Here is an 18,982-nt window from a genome sequence, read left to right as displayed (position 1 = left end):
GGGCCTCCTCCCGGGCGGGTTGACAAGCGGGCCGGTCGGCTGCCGCGTTCCGGCGGATGAGACCGGTTCCGATATATCGGACCGCTCCTGTTCCGCCCAGTCCGATGCCCACAAGCGCGCCAGTGTTCGGCCAGCGTGCGGGTCCAACGCCGCATTTCGTTCACTGGCGCATCTAGGTGCAATAACTTAGGTCAACCTGCGTTATGCATCAGGCGCAGGGTAGCCATACGGTGTACGCGCGATGTTGTGTCGGCCTCGAACGTCGGAGACCACATCGGTTTACTCCCATTCGGCGTTTGGCCTTGTGTAAAAGCGGGCATGAGCTGTTGAGAACTGACGCTTGCTTTTCGCCTTCTAAGCAGAACTCGCCATTTCTTGAAGGCTGCCACCGCTAGCCGCGGGTAGGTCATGCGAGGAGGGTGCTGTATGCCTCTCATGCACACGGCGCGAGCTCCGCTAACGCAAAACGGATGCTCCGTGCAGAGCTTTGTCGCCAAGGCGAAGTGGCGGCCATATTGAGTAGACAATGATGATTGGGGATCCCGAGCTTGAACAAGCCGCGAGAGTCAAGCCTGCGGTGAGGTCAAGGCAAACTGCGAGACGAAGGGTGGGGAAGGGAAATGTCGACGAGCACAGCCATGCTCACGGCCAACGCGACCACAAATGGACCGGGAAGCCAAGAAGGCCGCGGCAGGCGGTCGCCTATGCCCGCTTGGTTTGCGATCGCCCGCAGGCTGCATAACCTGCCGACCTGGGCGCGCTACGCCATTGCGACGCTCCTTGTGCTCATCGTCACTTTTCTGATGCGCTACACCGTCGTGCACGACGCGCCAGGGTACCACTTTATCTTCTTCGTTCCCCCGGTCATCCTCTCCAGCCTCTTCCTCGCGCAGGGAAGCGGGATCTGGGCGGTGCTCCTGAGTACAGCCGTCATCAAGGCCTTTCTTCTCGCCCCGGTCTTCACGCTCGAATTCGCCCGTGGCGAAGACTTTTGGACGCTGGTGCTCTTTTTGGGCACTGGCCTGGTCACCGCGCTTTCCGGTGAAGCGTTGCACAAGGCCTTCTTTCAGCTTGCTGACGCGAACTCCAAGCTTACGGCCGCCTACGACCGGATCGCCGCCTCAGAGCGCGAGAAGGAGATCCTGCTTCACGACCTCACGCACCGCTTCAAGAACGACCTTGCGAACTTGACCGCAATCCTGCGTCTTCAGGCGCGCGATGTGGCGGATCCGTCCGCCCGCACGGAGCTGATTGCTGCGTCCGAACGGGTCCACGTCATGGGCCGGGTGCATCAGCGCCTTGCCCGGTTTGGGCAAGGCTCCATGGTAGATATGCGGGAATTCCTTACGGACCTGTGCGAAGACCTTCGGATCGGCATGATCGGCTCACGGCCAATCGCCCTGCAGGCCGAGGTCGAGGCCGGCCAGTTCCCGTTTGCTCAGGCGATCACCATCGGCCTGATCGTCAACGAGCTGGTGACGAATGCCGTCAAATACGCCTTTCCCGACGGTCGCCCCGGCACGATCACGGTCGATTTCACTCGCTCGGGGCAAGGATTCTGCTTGACGGTCGTTGATGACGGGGTGGGTCAATCAGCCTCTGCGCCAGGGAGCACGGGTCTTGGTCAGCGCCTGATCCAATCGATGGCCCGGCAACTTGGCGGCGGCTACGAGGCACAGTCCCACGATGGCGGTCGGAGATGCACGATCTACTTTCCGGCCACTGCAGGCGGCCGCCCGCGCAAGGTGGTCAACGCCGGATAAACGCCTCAAAGAGCTTGAGCTCGATGCTGATCCGGAATGGGCGGCTCGGGCCTCCGCAGGGTCCGAAGGGGGCAAGCACGGCCGAGCAGGACCGTTCAATCCATCTGCCCTATCCACCTGAGAAATACGCCGCTCTTTGCGGACGGGATGGGATCAAGATCGACCAGCGCGGGCGGCACGGTTTCGAATCGCCGTCCGAGTCCTGCACGCCGATCCTCCTCGACGAAGCCGCCTCGGCGCCAAAGGAGCCGATGCTCCCAGAGCTGCTCGTGCCCAAGCGGATGCAGATGCCAAGGAACGTAGCTGTAGAAGCGCACCTGATTGGGTCGATACCGCCCGCCCTGGCCCAAGAGACGCTTCCACCACGAACGTGCTCCCGCGCGGCTCGGCGCCAGCTGGAGTCCGTAGACCTCGGTCGCGAACTCCGCGGCAAAGTTTAGCGGCACGGCGCCCTCGCCGAGATGCACCGCTCAGATGTGCACGACCCCGACGCCGTATTCCGCCACGACGAGGTAGGTCGCACTCTTGCCCGAGGTCTGGCGCCGATACCATCGCTCGAGGTGGCGCGTGCGCCCCGCCGCGATCGGATCGTGGAACGCGTCGAGCCCCTCGGGGCAGGCTGGCCGCGGCCGGCTGCGAACGGGCCGTATCGGTTTTGATACATTGAGGTGGATGAAGCGGGTCGACTTTTTGGGAGACACCCTTGCCCGTATTCGGGAGTTTCCTGCAGAGGCGCCGATCGGAAGTGGGTTTTCAGCTGCGACGGGCTCAGGAGGGCGAGGATCCGGCCGACTGGAAGCCGCTGAAGGAGGTTGGTCGAGGAGTTCGTGAGCTTCGGGTGCGGGAGGCCTCGGGGACGTTTCGCGTGGTCTACCTGGCCACGCTCCCGGATCGGATCGCCGTGTTGCACGCCTTTCAGAAGAAGACGCAGCAAACGTCGCAACGGGATATCGAGCTCGCCGCCAAGCGACTTCGAGAGATGAAGGAGTAGCAGCGATGGAAGTTCAATCCTTCGACAACGTGTGGGATGCGCTCACCGATACGCCGACCGAGGCGGCCAATATGACGGCCCGGTCCGATCTACTGATCGCCTTGCAACGGGCGATCGGGAGTTGGGGGCTGACGCAAGAAGCTGCCGCCAAGCGGCTCGGGATCACGCGCCCCCGGATCAGCGATCTCCTCGCGGGAAAGATCAGCAAGTTCTCGCTGGATGCCCTGGTCAACGTCGCGGCTCAGGCCGGCCTGGCCGTCGAGATTCGCGTTTCCGAGACGGCGTAGTTGGCGAGGCACCAGCGTGAGCGCTCGGGACAAGCTGGTGTTCGGGCCAGCGATAGCGACCGGGTGTCGTCGACAAGGAGCGTTGAGAGGGGATCTTACTCCGCGGGAACATGGGCCTTGGCGATCTCCTCGGCCTCGCTCGTGGTCGCACCCGAACCGATCAGTAGCGGCCCGGCAGCACTGGCGCGAGGTCCCGAACGGCCGGACGGCTGCAGCCTTGATCCTGGCGGGGGGCGGTATCAGATGAAGGCTTGTAAGAGGCTTCCGAGAGGACGGGGCCTGCGGCAGTCTCGGAACGGCTGGAGCGGTGTGGCCGGATTCCTCGCGATGTCTGCTCGTCGCGAGATATGTTCCGACGCGGCGCGCCCGCATTGGCGCTGCGCTCAGCGCGTCCACGTCATCCGGATGCGCCGATCCCTCAATCTCCGATCCCAGTTGCGCCGCGTGCCAGCTATGCACTGATTGGGGAGCAGAATTGACGGAGGTGTCATAGAATGTTCGCGGGAGGTCACCGACGCCGTGACAGCCGCAGATTGCCTCCGCAGGAGTGCCTCGGCTCGAGGCGATGCATCGCTGTTTCCCGAATGGCGTGCGCGGTCCTGCTGGCCGACCCCTGTCTCGCCGAGCAAAGTCTCCCACCGCATGGCAGAATTTCCGAGCCACGGGCTTCGGTTTGTACTGGTCTTTTTCGTCCTTTCTCAGTTGCTCGGCGCGGGCTTCTGCCGAAGGGCTGACTTGCCTTTAGGTGCTCGCACGGTTGAGCATCAAGCGCACATGATCTTAAATCGGGAACCGCGTGAGCCGAATGGCGCACTGCAACCGCATCCAGCGATGGTCTCGTCCTGCATGCTGTGTTGCGCCCTAGGAATTCTGCCGGTCGGACCGGTTGCCGTGACCGCCCGTGCCGACCGGGTCGTCCCCGCGTGGGTGGGACAGAGCCCGCCCCCTTCAGCCGAGCGCTACCGCCTCGATCGACCGCCCAAAGCAGCCTAGAAACGCATCGCGCCGGGCGGCTCCGCCTCCCGTTGCCCACCAGCGACTCCGGGCCGGCCACCTCCTCTCGTCCCAGGCCGCGCGCCGGATGCCTCGTTGGGCAACGGGCGAAAGGCGGCACAGGGCCTCAGCCATAAACGGCTGGCCCAGTAATCTCTGCTGCTAAAGAACATGCCATGTAATGCCTGTCCATCAGGTGAAGGCGTGAACTTGGATGTTTATATCTCGGCACGAGAGTCCGACCCGCCGCGCGAATACCGAAAAACTACATCAAGGATGCAGCATAGCACTTTTTGAGATGAGCCACTTCCATGAAACTCGACGACAAGGACGAAAAGATCCTCGCTATCATTCAGAAGAATAACTCGCTCACGCGGGAGCAAATCGGGCGCGAGGTCAACATGTCGCCGACGGGCGTCGTGAAGCGGTTGAAGAAGTTGCACAGGAGCGGCCTCATCGAAGGCACCGTTGCGGTGCTCGATCTGAAGGCTATTGGCCCCTTCGTGAGTGCGCTGGTCTGGTGCTCGTTCGACCCGGATGGTCCATCCACAGTCGACCAGTTCATGGAATCCGTGCTGCCCAGGGCCGAGATCACCAATGCGTGGGTGGTGACGGGCGAGGTCGACGTCGTCCTTCTGGTGATGAGCCGCACTCTGGATGAATACGAGGCGGCGCTCCGCCGCTTGCAGGCCGACTTCCCGCAACTGAAGAACATCAGAACCCACGTGGTGCTGCGATGGTCAAAGCGCGGCCTTGCGATCCCGTTCTCGGCGGCAAGTTAGCCCACCCGGATCACGCCAAAGCGAATCGTGTCGCTCGAGCAACGCCCCAAAACTCTCGTGGTGGCGAGGGCAAGATTTCACTTTCGGTGACCCCGAGAACTCCCGCCGTCAGGATTCGTGACCCTTTGGGGCTCAAAATTCAGGGACCCTGACGGGAACCTTCGGCTACCCCTCGTGCCAGCACACGCCTGAAGGCGGCCAACCAAGGCACGGGGGCTCCTATGCGACAGATGCTTCGAGCGGGTCCGATGATGAGCCGCTTCAACGCGCTTATCGAGCGCTGCGCACCGGGTGCTCCGGTGCAGCCCTCTGCCGTTGTGCGCCCGGCGAGCGCGTACGAGCCGCTCCGCATAGCCACCGTCCAGCGCGGAGAGTCGCTCCGGGTTCAGGCAACTTCCAAGCCTGTGGCGATCGCACTCGCTACCGCGATGAGTATCGGCCGCCAGCGATGCCTTCGAGCCCTGCCCGCATGTGGCGGCAGCGGCGCGGCTCATGAGCGAGGATCCGCGTCGGCTCAAGCCGACGACAGCCGGCGTCGGGCCAATGCCCGCTGAACGGGATCGCTGCAAGGGCCGAAGACGGACGGGGAAATGTCGACTGACGAAACGCGGCGGCGGCTGACGCGCAAGCTGCGCGAAGAGCTGGGAGAGCGGATCTGCGACGCCTTGGACGATCCCAAGGTCGTCGAGGTCCTCCTGAACGATGATGGCGCGCTGTTCGTTGAGCGCCTCGGCGAGCCGATGGCGAAGGTCGAGGACAGCTTCGATGCCAAGCGTGCCGAGGCCATCATCGGCACGATCGCGTCGTCGCTCGCGACCACCTGCACGCGCGAGAACCCGATCCTCTCCGGCGAAATGCCGATCCTGGGCGCGCGCTTCCAGGGGATGCTGCCGCCGGTGGTGGCGCGGCCGAGCTTCGCCATTCGCAAGAAGGCGTCGGCCGTGTTTCCGCTCGAGGCGTATGTCGCCGGCGGGATCATGACCCCGCACCAGGCCGACGTCCTTCGCGCGGCCGTGCGCGATCGGCGCAACATCCTGGTTGTGGGTGGCACCGGCACGGGCAAGACCACGCTCACCAACGCCCTGCTCCGGGAGGTCGAGCGGCTGACGCCCGATCACCGCCTCGTCATCATCGAGGACACGGCCGAGATCCAGTGTGCGGCGGCGAACCGTCAGTTTCTGCGCACCTCCGACACGGTGAGCATGAACATGCTCCTGAAGGCGTCGATGCGCCTGCGACCCGACCGCATCATCGTGGGCGAGGTCCGCGATGGGGCCGCGCTCACCCTTCTGAAATCCTGGAACACCGGCCATCCGGGCGGCCTCGCGACCATTCACGCAAACGACGCGCGCGCGGCTCTCACCCGGATGGAGCAGTTGATCGGCGAGGCGAGCGAGCGGCCCATGCCGCACCTGCTCGCCGAGGCAATCAATATCGTGGTGTCGATTCAGCGCACCGACACCTCGCGCCGGATCGAAGAACTGGTCGCCGTCAAGGGCGTGCGAGCCGGCGAGTACGTCTTCAAGGACCTTACCCATCAGGAGCTTCGTGATGTCGCCTAAGACCGTGAACCTCGTTCTTTTCGCGCTGGTGGCCGTCCTGGCCGTCACGCTCGTCACCGACCCGGCCTTCGCTTCCTCGGGCGGCGGCCTGCCCTGGGAAACCCCGCTCAACAAGGTCAAGGACTCGCTCTCGGGCCCGGTGGCGCTCGCGGTGGGCGTGATCGCGTTCTTCGCCGGTGGCGCCATGCTGGTGTTCGGCGGCGAGATGACGGACTTCGCCCGTCGGGCCGCCCTCGTCGTTCTGGCCTGCGGCTTCCTCCTCGGCGGCTCGAACCTGCTCACCACCCTCTACGGCTCGACGTCCTCATCGATCGGCGCGCCGGTCTCGACGCTGGTGGGCGCCGCGCATGGCTGAGCTGCGGCAGATCCCGATCTACCGCGCCCTGAACCGGCCGAACCTGCTGATGGGGGGTGATCGGGAACTCGTCCTCGTGACGATCCTCTCGACCGCCTTCCTGATCGTGCTTCTGGCCTCCTGGTACACGGTCGTGATCGGGATCGTCGTCTGGTTCTTCGGAATGTGGGGCCTACGCTGGATGGCGAAAGCGGACCCCCTCATGCGGAACCTCTACCTGCGGCACATCAAGTACTCGCAGCATTACGACGCGAAATCCGGGCCTTTCGTGAGGACCTGATCCATGCTGGCGCTCAAGCAATACCGTCCGCACAAGCGCGGGTTCTCGGACCTCTTGAACTACGCGGCCGTGGTCGAGGACGGCATCGTCCTCAACAAGGACGGCTCTCTGATGACGGCCTGGCAGTATGACGGGCCGGACACGGAGAGCGCCACGGCGCTCGAGCGCGACCATTTGAGCGCCCAGCTCAACGCGATCCTGGCTCGCCTCGGCACGGGCTATATGCTCCATGTCGACGCGATCCGCACGCCGGCGGTCAGCTATCCGGACCCCTCCCGGTCCGCCTTCCCGGACTGGGTGTCTCGCGCCATCGACGAGGAGCGCCGCGCGCGCTTCCAGGCCGCGGGTTCATTCTTCGAGAGCCGGCACGTGTTCGTGCTCACCTACAACCCGCCCGACATGCGCGCCTCGAAGGTGGCGAGCATGATGTATACCGAGACGGGCGGGCGCCGCGAGAGCTACGCCGACGTGATGCTCCGCACGTTCAAGCGCACCTGCGAGGAGATCGAGAAGGCCCTCGACAACGTCTTCCGCGTCGAGCCGCTCGGCGCCGTAGAGGTGATGGACGATCAGGGCCACACACGGGTCTTCGACCGCCTTTTGCAGCATCTTAACTTCTGCGTTACCGGCAACGATCATCCGATCGCCCTGCCGCCGATCCCCATGTATCTCGATGCTCTTTTGGGCGACGAGTTCGTGTCGGCGATCACGCCCATGATCGGCGACAAGTATATCGTCGTGGTGGCGATCGACGGGTTCCCGAGCGACTCGCATTCCGGCATCCTGAACGTGCTCGACCAGCTGGCGATCCCCTATCGCTGGTCGACCCGCTTCATTGGCCTCGACGCCATTGACGTCCAGAAACACCTCGCCAAGCACCGCCGAAAGTGGGCGCAGAAGACCCGCTCCTTCCTGAACCAGGTTTTCAATCCGCACGGTGGGGTCGTCGATCAGGACGCGGTGGCGATGGTCGGCGAGGTCGAGTCGGCGATGTCCGAGGCGGCCTCCAACCTCGTCACCTACGGCTACTACACGCCCAACATCGTCATTCACGGCGCGGACCTGCATCAGGCGGAACAGGATGCGCAGGCCGTTCGCAAGGAGCTTCAGCGCATCGGCTTTTCGGCCCGCATCGAAACCATCAACGCGACCGAAGCCTATCTCGGCTCCCTCCCCGGCCATGGTGTTCAGAACATCCGCCGGCCGATGATCCACACCCTCAACCTGGCCGACATGCTGCCGATCAACGCCGTCTGGGCGGGGCACGCCGTCAATCCGTGCCCGTTCTATCCGCCGGACTCTCCCCCGCTCATGCAGGTGGCCACGACGGGCTCGACTCCCATGCGCCTCAACCTGCACTCGGGCGACCTGGGCCACACGGCGATCTTCGGCCCGACCGGCTCGGGCAAGTCGACGCTGCTCGGCCTCATCGCGGCGCAGTTTCGGCGCTATCCCGAGGCGCAGGTCTTCGCGGTCGACAAGGGCCGCTCCATGTTGCCGCTGACGCTGGCCGTCGGGGGCAAGCACTACGATATCGGCGGCTCGGACGGGACGCTCGCCTTCTGCCCGCTCGGCAGCATTGCAACCGACGCCGATCAGGCATGGGCGGCCGAGTGGGTCTCGACGCTCGTGGAGTTGCAGAACGTCACGCTCACGCCGGAGCTCCGCAACGAGATCCAGCGCGCCCTCACCATCACGCGCCAGTCGCGGACGGCCAAGACGCTCTCCGACTTCCACACCACCTTGCAGTCCAAGGAGCTCCGGGAGGCGATCGAGCCCTACACGATGGAGGGTCCGTTGGGGTCGCTCCTCGACAGCGAGGCCGACACGCTCGACTTCGAGGCATTCCAGACCTTCGAGATCGAGGAGCTGATGGCAATGGGCGACCGGATCGTCATTCCGGTCCTGCTTTACCTGTTCCATCGCATGGAAAGCCGGCTCGAGGGCCAGCCGAGCCTCTTCATCATCGACGAGGCCTGGATCGCGCTCGGGCACCCGACCTTCCGCGACAAGGTCCGCGAGTGGCTGAAGGTGCTGCGCAAGGCGAACTGCGCGGTCGTTCTGGCGACGCAGTCTCTCAGCGACGCCGCGAACTCAGGCATCGTCGACGTCATCAAAGAAAGCTGCCCGACCAAGATTTTCCTTCCGAACCATGCCGCGAAGGAGGCCGGGACGGTCGATTTCTACAGAGATTTCGGCCTCAACGAGCGTCAGATCGAGATCGTTGCGAGCGCCACGCCGAAGCAACACTACTACCTCGTCCAGCCCGACGGCCGGCGCTTGTTCGACCTCGCGCTGGGCCCGGTGGGGCTTAGCTTCGTCGGCGCGACCGGCAAGGACGACCTCCGCCGCGTGTGCGAGCTCGAAGCCCGGTTCGGGTCCGATTGGCCGGCCCGCTGGCTCAACGAAAGGGGGCTGTGACATGCCGAACCATCAGCTGAAGGCGGCCATGCTGGCGGCTGCGACCCTTGCCCCGGCCCTCGCCGTTGCTGCGCCGGGCCTCGGTGTCGCGCCGCTCGGTCTCGCGCCCCCGAGTCTCGTCCAGCAGGCGCAGTTTGCGACCGAATGGACGCAGATCATGAACAACGCGCAACTGGTGCAGATGGGGGGCGAGCAGATCAGGCAATCGGCCCAATTCGCTCAGCAGATCACGAACCAGATCCAGCAAATCCAGAACCAGCTGCGAATGTACCAGACCATGCTGCAAAACACGGCGGCGTTGCCGCAGCGCATCTGGGATCAAGCTCAGAGCGACATTGGCCGCTTGGCTCAACTGACCCAGCAGGGGCAGGGGCTCGCCTTCAGCATGGGGAACATCGACGGCGTGTTTCGGCAGCGCTTCAGCAGCTACGACACGTTCCTGGGCCAGAACCTCACGGGCGGTTCGTTTTCCCAAGCCTACTCCTCGTGGTCGACCACGCAGCGCGACACGATCGCCAGCACGCTTAAGACTGCGAACCTCACGGGCGACCAGCTCACGCTGGACGCGGACCTCCTCAAGAGGCTCCAGGGCCAGTCCGAGACAGCTGACGGCCAGATGCGGGCGCTCCAGGTCGGGCATTCCCTGGCGAGCCTCCAGGTCGATCAGATGCTCAAGCTGCGCGCACTCATCGCGCAGCAGACGGTGATGTTCGGCCAGGTGTTCGGCCGGCGGCAGGCCATCGAGGAGCAGCAGCAGGCGGCCGATCGCCGATATTTCCAGAGCACGGCTCCGGTCAGCATCGAAGGGGGAAAGGAATACTGATGAACCTCAAGATCGTCGTTATCGCGCTGATCGTCGTAGCAGGTCTCGGCGCTGCGGGCTTTTGGGCCTTCATGCAGGCGAAAACCGCGAGCGCCGAGGCGGCCTACTTCCGGAACGACCGGCCGGCCTGCCTCGATTGCGGGAAAGAATACTGACGACCTCGCACCCAGCGAGCAAGACGAGGACTTCGATGAGACGGCGTGCGAACCCGGCCCTTCCGGCGGTTCTCGGCCTCCTGGCAGTGGCCATGTTCGTCGTCGCCATGCCTGCCGATGCGCAGGCGCAGGCGGGCCAGGTCCTCGACTCGCTCGTCGACAGATTCCAGGCGGCGACCTCCAGGTGGGAAAGCGCCATCAAGTCGGCGGCCATCAGCCTCTTCTGGATCTTGGCGGCGATCGAGTTCGCCGTCAGCGCGATTTTCCTCGCGCTCTCCGGGTCGGGGATTCAGAACTTCGCCTCGGAGGTCGTCAAACGTATCCTGGTCGTCGGCATCTTCTACTTCATCCTCGACCAGGGCCCCGCGGTCGTCGATGCGGTCATCAAGAGCTTCCGGCAGATCGCCCAGAACGCGGGCGGCGTCGGGTTCAAGCCGTCCGACATCTTCAACGCCGGCGTGCAGGTCGCTCAGAAGCTCGCCGACAATGTTTCGTTCTGGACGGACAGCGGCAAGTCGGTCGCCCTGCTGATCGCGGCGCTCGTGGTCGTTGTGTGCTTCGCGCTCATTGCCGCGATCGTCATCGTGACCACGGTGGAGATGTGGATCGTGACCTATGCAGGGATCATCCTGCTTGGTTTCGGGGGCAGCGGCTTCACCAAAGACTATGCGATCAAGTACCTGACCTACGCCATATCCGTTGGCTTGAAGCTCATGGTCATGGGGCTCGTCGTCTCGATCGGTCAGTCGATCATCTCGGAGACGGTGAGGAACTTCAGCAACACCAGCAACACCGAAATCTACACCGTCGTGGGTGTAGCCATCGTGCTGCTCGCCGTCACGAAAGCCCTGCCCTCGATGCTTCAATCGGTCGTGGTGGGCTCGTCCGTCGGCAGCAACACCACGCTCCTGGGCGTGGCCGCCGGCGCCGCTGGCGCTGCGATGGGCGCGGTGGCAGGCCCTGCGGCCGTGGGCGTTGCCGCCGCTCGGGGCGGCGGGAGCATCGGGCAGATGGCGGGCCGGGCGATCGGCGCGGTCGCCGGAGCGGCTTTCGACCGCGCGGCAAGCGTTCCGGGCTCCCGGATGGGCTCCGTGATGGGCAACGCGGCCTCGAAGCTCCGTCTGGGCAATCAGCAGGCGGCCCGCCTCGCAGCCCCGGGAGGCTCGTCCGGCGCACGCGCTGCCCGCGCGTCGCAGCCGATGCTGACGTCGGGGAGCGGGGGCGGCCGTCCGCCCTCGTCGCCTACCGGTGGCGGGGCAGGGCGAGGGACGAGTGACAACTCCGGTTTCGGCGGCGGGTCGCGTGGGACGAGCAGCCCGGCCGGTTTTGCAGGGCCAGCCGCGGCGCCGGCCGGAACCGGCAAAGCCGAGGCCAACTCCGCGGCGCCGCCCGGCCAGTCCTCGTCCACGGCTGCCCGCACCGTCGCCGGCGCCACTGCTCCTGTGGTCGTCTCCCAGGCTCCGGCCGCGCCGAGGGCGCCAACCGCTCCTCCCGGGTTCTCGCCCGGGCAGGCCCTGGCTGCTGCGCTCAGCCTGCCGCAGGCGGGCGGCGGGGCTGCGCCTGCGCCCAGCGAGGCGTTCGGCGGCTCATCACTCGCAGCCGCAGAGGCGGGTAGCAACACTCTCCGGGACGTCGCAGCGGCCGTCTCGACGGGCGCACCGCCTGCCATGACCGAGACCTTATCTTCGGATGCGCCCGCGCGACCCCCCGTCCAGGCGGGCAGCGAGGCCGTCCTCAATCCGTCGCTTCGTTCAGGTGCTCCGGCCGGGGGAGCCCCCACGACCACGACCGCACTGCCGTCGGAGCGAGTGCCGTCGGCGACCTACGTGAGCAGCGTGCCGCCGCCGAAGTCGCGTCCGCTCGCCTTCACATCCACCAAGACCACAACGCCGCGTTCGTAGCGCGATTTTGATCCCAAGGGGCTTCTATGTCGCCGACGTCCTTGCCCGAGTCTTATTCCAACGCCACAGCCGAGAACCCCTATGTGGCGGCGAGGCGCGAGTGGAACGAGCGTTACGGCTCCTACATCCGGCAGGCCCGGATGTGGCAGATCATGGCCTTCCTCTGCCTGGGGCTCGCCACCATGAGCACGGGCTACGCGCTCTGGATCAGGCAGAACACCACCTACCAGCCCTTCGTCATTGCGGTCGATAAGATCGGCATGCCGGTATTCGCCGGCTTCCCCGAGCGGATCGAGTATGCCGATCGCCGTGTCGTTCAGAACCTCCTCGGCGACTTCGTGACCAACTTTCGCTCGGTCACGACCGACGGGACCGTCCTCAAGCGCAACGTCGAGCGCCTCTACGGCTTCCTCATCACCGGCGATCCGGCGACCAACAAGATCACGAGCTACTTCCGGACGGAGGGCCAGGACCCCTTCGTTCGGGCGCTCACCGAAACGGTTTCCGTCCAGGTCCGTTCGGTCGTGCCGCTCTCCGAGACGAGCTACCAGGTCGACTGGATCGAGATCGTCCGCAAGCCGAACGGCGACGAGAGGAGCCGGATCGCCATGAAGGGCGTAGCGCAGGTGCAGATGATCCCCCCTCAATCCGAGGCGGTGATCCGGGCCAACCCAATCGGTCTCTACATCAAGGACTTCGACTGGGTGCAGCAGCTCTGAGCAGCGCGAAGAGCCAAGACCAACAAGAACATAGGTGCGGGGCACTCCAACCATGAAGGCTATTGTTTCTGCGCTCGCCATCGTGGCGGTCGCGTCGACCAGCGCGGCCTGGGGTGCCGATTATGCTGCCGAACCCGTCGAGCAGGATGGCGTCGTGGTCGCGCCGACCGTTGAACTCACCGCGTCCGAGCAGGCAGCCGTGGCGCGCGCCAACCAATGGCGGACCAAGAAGGCGGTGCTGCGGACCGGCCCTGATGGCAAGGTCCTGTTCGCCTTCGGCCACTCCCAGCCAACGGTCGTGTGCGCCCCTTTGCAGGTATGCGACATCGAGTTCGAGGCCGGCGAGATCGTCAAGGACGTGAACCTGGGCGACACCGTGCGCTGGAAGATCGCGCCTGCGACCTCGGGCGGCGCCGGGCCGGGTGAGATTGCCCACCTCGTGGTCAAGCCGAACGGCGCCGGCCTGAACACCACCATGATCGTCACCACGAACCGACGTACCTATTCGATCCGCCTCAAGTCCGTGCGCGGCCCCTACATGGATCGGGTGGGGTTCGAATACCCTCCGGACAAGACCGTGACGCAGGCCCGTGGGACCGGCCCGATCGGACGCCCCGTCGCGGCCGGCGGGGTCTATGACGATCGCTATGTCGCCAGCGGCAACGCCGCCTTTAAGCCGGTTCGCATCTACAACGATGGCGTCCGCACCTTCCTCGACATGCCGCTCTACATGCGCAGCCGCGAGGCTCCGGTCCTGCACGTCATCAACAGCGCGGGCGAGCAGCAGGTCGTGAACTACCGCCTCCAGGACGATCGCTACATCGTCGACCAAGTCTTTGACCGGGCGATCCTGGTGTCAGGCGTCGGGTGGAGCCAGGAGCGGGTGACGATCACCCGCGGCGAGCAGGACCCGGTGGCCGCCTTCTTCACGCGGATCTTCAACTAACCCCAGTCTCACTGGACGCCATTTCGGGCCGGGCTTGAGCGCGGCGGGCGTCTCCAACACGAGGTCAACCATGAGCGCCACAGCCAATCCGACCGTCATCCAGGGAGCGGCTTCGCACGCCCGCGCAAAGGCGCCCGTGCGGCGTCTTAATCGCATCCCGCTTCTCATCACGGTTGGCCTGGGCACCGCGGTGACGGCGGCCGCGGTCAGCGTGGCGATCGACCGCTCGAACCGGCGAACGGTCGAGGCTCCCAAGGCCATGGGCGGCCAGAGCACGGAGGCCATCAGCCGTAGCCTCACTGCCGGGCGGCCAGATGGGACGATCGGGGCCCGTCAGGCTGCGGCCCCACCTTCTCCAGCACCGCAGACGATCGTGACTCCTGAAGGCACCGTTCAGCCCCCGATCACCAGGCAGGCGGCGACGGCTTCGACCGCGACTGATCCCATGGAGGAGATGAAGAAGCGCATGGCGCTCCAGCGAGCCGAGCGGCTGGAGCAGGAGCGCCAGCGGATCGAGCTGGCGACGATCCAGGGCCACGAGGAGGCGCTCGGCTCGCCGACCCTGATCGACATGGCGCGCGGCAGCTATGCCCGCACCGCCGATCGTGTCCGCAACGGGATGGTGCCCGGCGGTTCGGTTGTGAGGAGTGGCGTGGTCGCGGCGGCTCCGGTTCCCCGTACGGCTCCGACCAGCGTCAGCGTAGCGCCTCCGCCGCCCACCGTTCGCACGGCTTGGGCGAGTGGAAGCGGCGGCGGCATGGCCCTCATCTCGGGACAGGGGTTCTCGGGGGTCGGCGGGTCCGGCATTGCCGGTGCATCGGGCGGCGGCGAGTTCCCCGGTTCCACTGCCTCGACGGGCTACGGCCGCTACGGCGCCGGCTATGGTGGAGGATACGGCGGGGCCTTTGGTGGAGGATATGGCGGCAGCATCGGCGGCGGTCTCTCGCCCGCCTATCTCGGCGCGCTGCAACAGGCGCAGTTTGTCCAGCAGGACCCGAACGGCCAGTCCGGCAAGCTGGGCTTCCTGACCCAACAGACGGATGCCCAAGGTTATCTGGCTCACCTCGTCCAGCAGCCCTTGTCGCCCTACGAGCTGAAGAAGGGCTCTGTGATCCCGGCAACGATGATTACTGGCGTCAACTCCGACCTGCCGGGACGGATGATCGCGCAGGTGAACCAGAACGTCTATGACAGCGCGACCGGCCGTTACCTTCTGATCCCGCAAGGCTCGCGCCTGTTCGGCCGGTACGACTCCGGCGTCACGTACGGCCAGGAGCGGGTGCTGGTGGTCTGGACCGACCTGACCTTCCCGGACGGCTCGACGCTGCACCTCGGCAGCATGGCCGGCACTGACGGGGCAGGTTACGGCGGCTTCGCCGATCGGGTCGACAATCACGAGCTGCGGACCTACGGCTCCGCGCTTCTCCTGAGCCTTGTCGGCGCCGGCAGCGAGTACGCGATCGCGACCGCGCGCAATCCCGGTGCCGGCGGTGTTTCGATCTCGCTCGGGCAGGCTGGCATCGAGAACACCGCCTCGACTTTCGGCAGCGTAGTGCGCCAGTCGTTCCAGAAGAACCTCAACATTCAGCCGACCATCGAAGTGCGTCCCGGCTATCGCTTCAATGTGATCGTCGAGAAAGACATCGTGTTCCCGCCCTACGCCCAATGACGAGCGCAGTCCGATGATCGACAACCTGACACCTGATCGTGCGAGCTGTCCCCTCCCCTGACGGATGAATGCCATGGATTTCGATGCCAACTACATCAAGCAGTGCATGGCTCCGGGCATTGAACCGGCCGCAATCGAGGAACTCATCAACGAGACCTCGGGCTACAACGAGCTGGCGCTGAAGGTTGTGACCAAGGACGGCCGCAAGGCCGTGGTCGTTCGCCAGCCCACCACCAATGCAGCGATGGTCCAGGCCGTCACGAGCTACCTCAGCGCCGGAGCCGACGTGCGGTTCGGGCTGTTGCTCGTTCCGGCCCGTCTCCTCCCCGAGCTGAAGGTCTCGGTCGCGCAAGCGATTGAACCTTGTACGAACATCCGCATTGGGTCGCTCGTCTACCAGCGCGCCCGCGAGATGGTCTCCGCGTCGGTGCGAAATCCGCGCGATCTGCCCCTCGAGACGGTGCGGGCCTACGTGGCGGGCACCTACAATGGGGCTCCGATCTCGGGCTTGACCCCCTCGGTTCCGGTCGTGGTCGCCAAGCCCCCGCCGCGCGAGTTCGAGCGGAGGGAGATAGCTGGCTCTGGCGATCGTGAACCGCGCCGGGTCGCGGAGGCCTATGCGTCCTCCGGCCGGGAAACCGCTGACGTTTCCCCCAAGTCCCCTCGGGGGGCGAGCGCCCCGCCTGTGCCGCCAACCATGTTCGAGGTCACGTCCGCGCCCATGACCATTGACCTCAGCCGGTTCCGCGAGGCCCGCTGAGACCAGGCCCCCCAGCGTCGCAGTAGGTGATCCGCGTCTTCTTGCAACCCACAGGCGCCGCGAGGCGCTTCGTGGGTTCGCGTTTGAGGTACGTCAGGGGACGGTCAGGACCGGCTCCGTGTAGGCGTAGACCGAGGTCTCGGGCAGCGGCCCGTAGTAGCGGCCATCGAAGGAGTAGGGATCGTAGTCCGACACCAGAAGCGCCTGGTGCGGCGGGATCGCTCCGCCGGCCCACGACCTCATCGGACGCCCGGCCGCATCGCGGGCCTGGCGGGCCGAATTCGGGATCTCCTGCCCGTTGACCCGCATGGCGCCGCCGGTGCCGTCGAAGGTCACGATATCGCCGGCGACGGCCACGATCTTCTTCATGATCGGCCGGTAGCCGTTGTGGCACCAACCCGGCCCGCCCATGTAGCCGCGCCCGAGCGCCTCGTCGAAAGCTGGCGAGCTCGGGGGGCAGGCCAGCGCCATGCGCCCGCGCGTCAACGGTGGTTCGACGGCTTCCACGCGCCGCCAGAGGCCGCGCGGGTAAGAGGGCGTCGTGTTGACTGTCAGCCCGAACACCTCGAAGGCCCCAAGGACCACTGCGGCCGCCATGAAGGCCCCGATCCCGATGAGTCGGTATCCGTTCAGGGCTCAATCTCCGCTGACCGATGCGTGAGCTTCAGGTCGTGCTCCGCCTTGCGCTCTTGACGCTCGTGCTGAGCCTGGACCCGACCATGCAGCTTCGCCACGTCCTGCGTCAGGCGAGCAGCCAGTTCGAGATCGTGCTCTTTGATGCCTGACATGCGATCCCGCAGCTCGGCCATTCGGTCGCCTCGGATGGCTGCCATGCCAGCCCATCCGAAGCGCTGTTGAGCAGCTTCGAGAAAGGCGTTGATCTCGTTCACAAGGCCCGTGTTGCGGGCGACCTCGGCAATTGAGGTCGCCGTCATGTCGCCTTGCCCCAACACCGCTTGCAATTCCTCGCTCGGCGCCGGAATGGCGATCAGCTCCCGCTGAACGTACTCGGACCAATCCGAGAGGATTTCGGCTTTGATGGAGCGGGCGACGTCCGCCAACTCGCTGAAGGCGTTGGCCACCAATCCACCTGCGCTGCGCGCCCCCTGACGTTCCGCGTCCTCCCGGCCGAGGCGAGTCGTTCCGCCCCTCAAATCGCCAAATACTTCTGGACGTTCGTAAAGCTGCATTCTGATCGCCGGCTCGGCTTCAGGCATTTCGATTGCCTGCGTGGTGAGCGAGGCCACGACCGCCGCCGGCTCCTTGAACGTGACTTCGGCGGCTGATTTCAGAGCAGCGACGTAGGGCGCTATGTGTGGGTCGGCCTCCACACGCGCCGAGACTTCCGACAAAGGCAGGGTTCGATCAACGGCGTTGGCCGGCAGAAGGAGACTTTGCTTCTCGCGAGGCCGTGTCTCCCCCTGGTTCGCCTCAAGACTGGATGACGCTGGGGGCCGCGGCGCAGAGTGCGCCGAGCAGCAGGTTTCGACCTTGGCTGTCGATTGAGCGGCGGTCGACTCGTGCAGCGGGCGATCCGTTTCCCGCGCGGGCCCTAACCCCGGCAGCGAACGCAGGATCGTGGCCTCTTGCTCACGGCCGAGCCCCTCCAGGCGAACGTGGGGCGCCAGGAAGCGATCGAGATGGCGTCCGGGCTGGTCCAGCTCCTTCGTGAGGGCCTCGAGGTAGTCCTTCTTCGGGATGGCCTGCCAGGCGATGTGGAGGCCGGCCCGTCGGCACATCTCGCCATGCAGGACCATGATCGTGCGCCCGTTCCCCTCCAGAAACGGGTGGGCGTAGGCGAGGAGGCCCATGACCTCGCCCGGCCGCTCGCGCATGATCTCGACCTTCTGGCCGCGCGTGAGAGCGTGCGCCGCGGCGCGATGGATCTCGTCCGGGTAGGCGAACAGGTCGGACCGGCCGCCCTTGACGATGGCGATGTCGGGGGCGTTCTCGGTCCGATCCTGGCCTGCCCACGGATACATGGTCTGGAACAGCCGCCGGTGCGTCTCGAGCACGTCCTCGTAGCCGAGCGCCTTTCCGGTCCGCAGCGCCGCGATGGCTCCTCCCACATGATCGCGGAAGACCTCGTGCTCAAGGCGCTTCACCTCGGCCGGATCTTTGATCCCTTCGTTGTTCCGCAGATACCCCCGGCTCTCGAAATCGCCGAACGGATCGAAGGTCATGCCCGGCTCTGGCGCAGGTAGGCAGCGTGCAGACAAAACCGCTGCTCGGGGGTGATCACGCCCGCGTCGGTCAGCGCGCGCAAGAGACACTCGGTCTCGTCGGGCGTGACCTCGGCGTCCGAGAGCCGGGAGATCGTTTCGGCGTAGTCGTCGAGCGGGCTGCGCTCGTACACGACGCCGTGCGCGCGGGCGAGCTCGCGGATTTGCTCCGCGACGGAAGGGCCCGCCTCCGTCTCACGGGCGCGGGCGTCGAGGGCATCGGCGGTGGTCATGGTCATGGGTTGCCTCCATAGAGCTGTTCGCCCGGCCGCCGCGATCGAGCGCTCTTTCGTAAGCGCTGCCCGAAACCCGCGTCGACGCTCTCTCCCTTCATAACATCCAAGCCATCCTCC

19 protein-coding genes and 1 pseudogene are annotated in these 18,982 nt (G+C 65.6%); 15 read left to right on the top strand and 5 right to left on the bottom strand.

Annotation, left to right across the window (positions count from 1 at the left end; translation table 11 throughout):
- Positions 1-638 precede the first annotated feature (638 nt).
- Positions 639-1,763 carry a histidine kinase dimerization/phosphoacceptor domain -containing protein gene (locus K2Y56_RS18945; protein ID WP_292511075.1) on the top strand — a complete coding sequence of 375 codons (1,125 nt, stop codon included), beginning with the start codon at positions 639-641 and terminating at the stop codon, positions 1,761-1,763.
- A 95-nt stretch (positions 1,764-1,858) separates the two neighbouring features.
- Here K2Y56_RS18945 and K2Y56_RS18940 read toward each other — a convergent pair whose 3' ends face one another.
- Together K2Y56_RS18940 and K2Y56_RS18935 are read right to left on the bottom strand one after the other, a co-directional pair.
- Entirely contained in the window at positions 1,859-2,230 is a 372-nt protein-coding gene (locus tag K2Y56_RS18940) for a hypothetical protein (protein WP_292511072.1), read from the bottom strand.
- Positions 2,231-2,233: 3 nt separating this feature from the next.
- Positions 2,234-2,464 (bottom strand): hypothetical protein, encoded by a 231-nt coding sequence (locus K2Y56_RS18935; protein WP_292511069.1) that lies wholly within the window; start codon positions 2,462-2,464, stop codon positions 2,234-2,236.
- On the opposite strand from K2Y56_RS18935, the pseudogene K2Y56_RS18930 reads away from it, so the two are divergent.
- The 14 genes and pseudogenes from K2Y56_RS18930 (at position 2,436) to K2Y56_RS18865 (ending at position 16,407) form a co-directional block, all read left to right on the top strand.
- A pseudogene (locus K2Y56_RS18930) lies at positions 2,436-2,754 on the top strand (type II toxin-antitoxin system RelE/ParE family toxin). The gene K2Y56_RS18935 and the pseudogene K2Y56_RS18930 overlap by 29 nt on opposite strands.
- 5 nt (positions 2,755-2,759) lie before the next feature.
- A complete protein-coding gene (locus K2Y56_RS18925; RefSeq protein WP_292511066.1) occupies positions 2,760-3,041 on the top strand; it encodes an XRE family transcriptional regulator in 282 nt (93 codons plus the stop codon).
- A gap of 1,304 nt (positions 3,042-4,345) precedes the next feature.
- Positions 4,346-4,816, top strand: a complete 471-nt coding sequence (locus tag K2Y56_RS18920; RefSeq protein ID WP_292511063.1) for an Lrp/AsnC family transcriptional regulator — start codon at positions 4,346-4,348, stop codon at positions 4,814-4,816.
- A 590-nt stretch (positions 4,817-5,406) separates the two neighbouring features.
- Positions 5,407-6,378 (top strand): P-type conjugative transfer ATPase TrbB, encoded by a 972-nt coding sequence (gene trbB / locus K2Y56_RS18915; protein ID WP_292511060.1) that lies wholly within the window; start codon positions 5,407-5,409, stop codon positions 6,376-6,378.
- On the top strand, positions 6,368-6,733 hold the full coding sequence (locus K2Y56_RS18910) for a TrbC/VirB2 family protein (RefSeq protein ID WP_292511057.1): 366 nt from the start codon (positions 6,368-6,370) through the stop codon (positions 6,731-6,733). Before trbB ends, K2Y56_RS18910 begins: the two co-directional genes overlap by 11 nt.
- Entirely contained in the window at positions 6,726-7,013 is a 288-nt protein-coding gene (trbD, locus tag K2Y56_RS18905; protein ID WP_292511054.1) for a conjugal transfer protein TrbD, read from the top strand. The genes K2Y56_RS18910 and trbD overlap by 8 nt, the downstream gene beginning before the upstream one ends.
- A 3-nt stretch (positions 7,014-7,016) precedes the next feature.
- On the top strand, positions 7,017-9,434 hold the full coding sequence (locus K2Y56_RS18900; protein WP_292511052.1) for a conjugal transfer protein TrbE: 2,418 nt from the start codon (positions 7,017-7,019) through the stop codon (positions 9,432-9,434).
- 28 nt (positions 9,435-9,462) lie between these two features.
- Positions 9,463-10,257, top strand: a complete 795-nt coding sequence (trbJ, locus tag K2Y56_RS18895; protein ID WP_292511049.1) for a P-type conjugative transfer protein TrbJ — start codon at positions 9,463-9,465, stop codon at positions 10,255-10,257.
- Positions 10,257-10,412, top strand: coding sequence for a hypothetical protein (locus K2Y56_RS18890; RefSeq protein ID WP_292511046.1), 156 nt, complete (start codon positions 10,257-10,259; stop codon positions 10,410-10,412). Before trbJ ends, K2Y56_RS18890 begins: the two co-directional genes overlap by 1 nt.
- A gap of 35 nt (positions 10,413-10,447) precedes the next feature.
- A complete protein-coding gene (trbL, locus tag K2Y56_RS18885; protein ID WP_292511043.1) occupies positions 10,448-12,313 on the top strand; it encodes a P-type conjugative transfer protein TrbL in 1,866 nt (621 codons plus the stop codon).
- 26 nt (positions 12,314-12,339) lie between these two features.
- Complete coding sequence (locus K2Y56_RS18880; RefSeq protein WP_292511040.1) at positions 12,340-13,032, top strand: VirB8/TrbF family protein; 693 nt, start codon at positions 12,340-12,342, stop codon at positions 13,030-13,032.
- Between the two features lie 52 nt (positions 13,033-13,084).
- Positions 13,085-13,978, top strand: a complete 894-nt coding sequence (trbG, locus tag K2Y56_RS18875) for a P-type conjugative transfer protein TrbG (RefSeq protein ID WP_292511037.1) — start codon at positions 13,085-13,087, stop codon at positions 13,976-13,978.
- A 70-nt stretch (positions 13,979-14,048) separates the two neighbouring features.
- Positions 14,049-15,647: a TrbI/VirB10 family protein gene (locus K2Y56_RS18870; RefSeq protein ID WP_292511035.1), complete on the top strand. Its 1,599-nt coding sequence runs from the start codon at positions 14,049-14,051 to the stop codon at positions 15,645-15,647.
- A gap of 73 nt (positions 15,648-15,720) precedes the next feature.
- Positions 15,721-16,407, top strand: coding sequence for a hypothetical protein (locus K2Y56_RS18865; RefSeq protein ID WP_292511031.1), 687 nt, complete (start codon positions 15,721-15,723; stop codon positions 16,405-16,407).
- Between the two features lie 93 nt (positions 16,408-16,500).
- Here K2Y56_RS18865 and traF read toward each other — a convergent pair whose 3' ends face one another.
- From traF to K2Y56_RS18850, 3 genes are read right to left on the bottom strand one after another with little or no spacing between them, the layout of a single operon-like run.
- Positions 16,501-17,016 carry a conjugative transfer signal peptidase TraF gene (gene traF, locus K2Y56_RS18860; RefSeq protein WP_292511190.1) on the bottom strand — a complete coding sequence of 172 codons (516 nt, stop codon included), beginning with the start codon at positions 17,014-17,016 and terminating at the stop codon, positions 16,501-16,503.
- A gap of 20 nt (positions 17,017-17,036) precedes the next feature.
- Positions 17,037-18,590, bottom strand: a complete 1,554-nt coding sequence (locus tag K2Y56_RS18855; protein ID WP_292511028.1) for a Fic family protein — start codon at positions 18,588-18,590, stop codon at positions 17,037-17,039.
- Entirely contained in the window at positions 18,587-18,868 is a 282-nt protein-coding gene (locus K2Y56_RS18850) for a hypothetical protein (protein ID WP_292511025.1), read from the bottom strand. The genes K2Y56_RS18855 and K2Y56_RS18850 overlap by 4 nt, the downstream gene beginning before the upstream one ends.
- Between the last annotated feature and the right edge of the window lie 114 nt (positions 18,869-18,982).

Origin of the sequence: Methylobacterium sp., assembly GCF_019745455.1 — a bacterium.
Taxonomy (GTDB): Bacteria; Pseudomonadota; Alphaproteobacteria; order Rhizobiales; family Beijerinckiaceae; genus Methylobacterium.
This window is presented reverse-complemented; position numbering and strand designations above follow the sequence as displayed.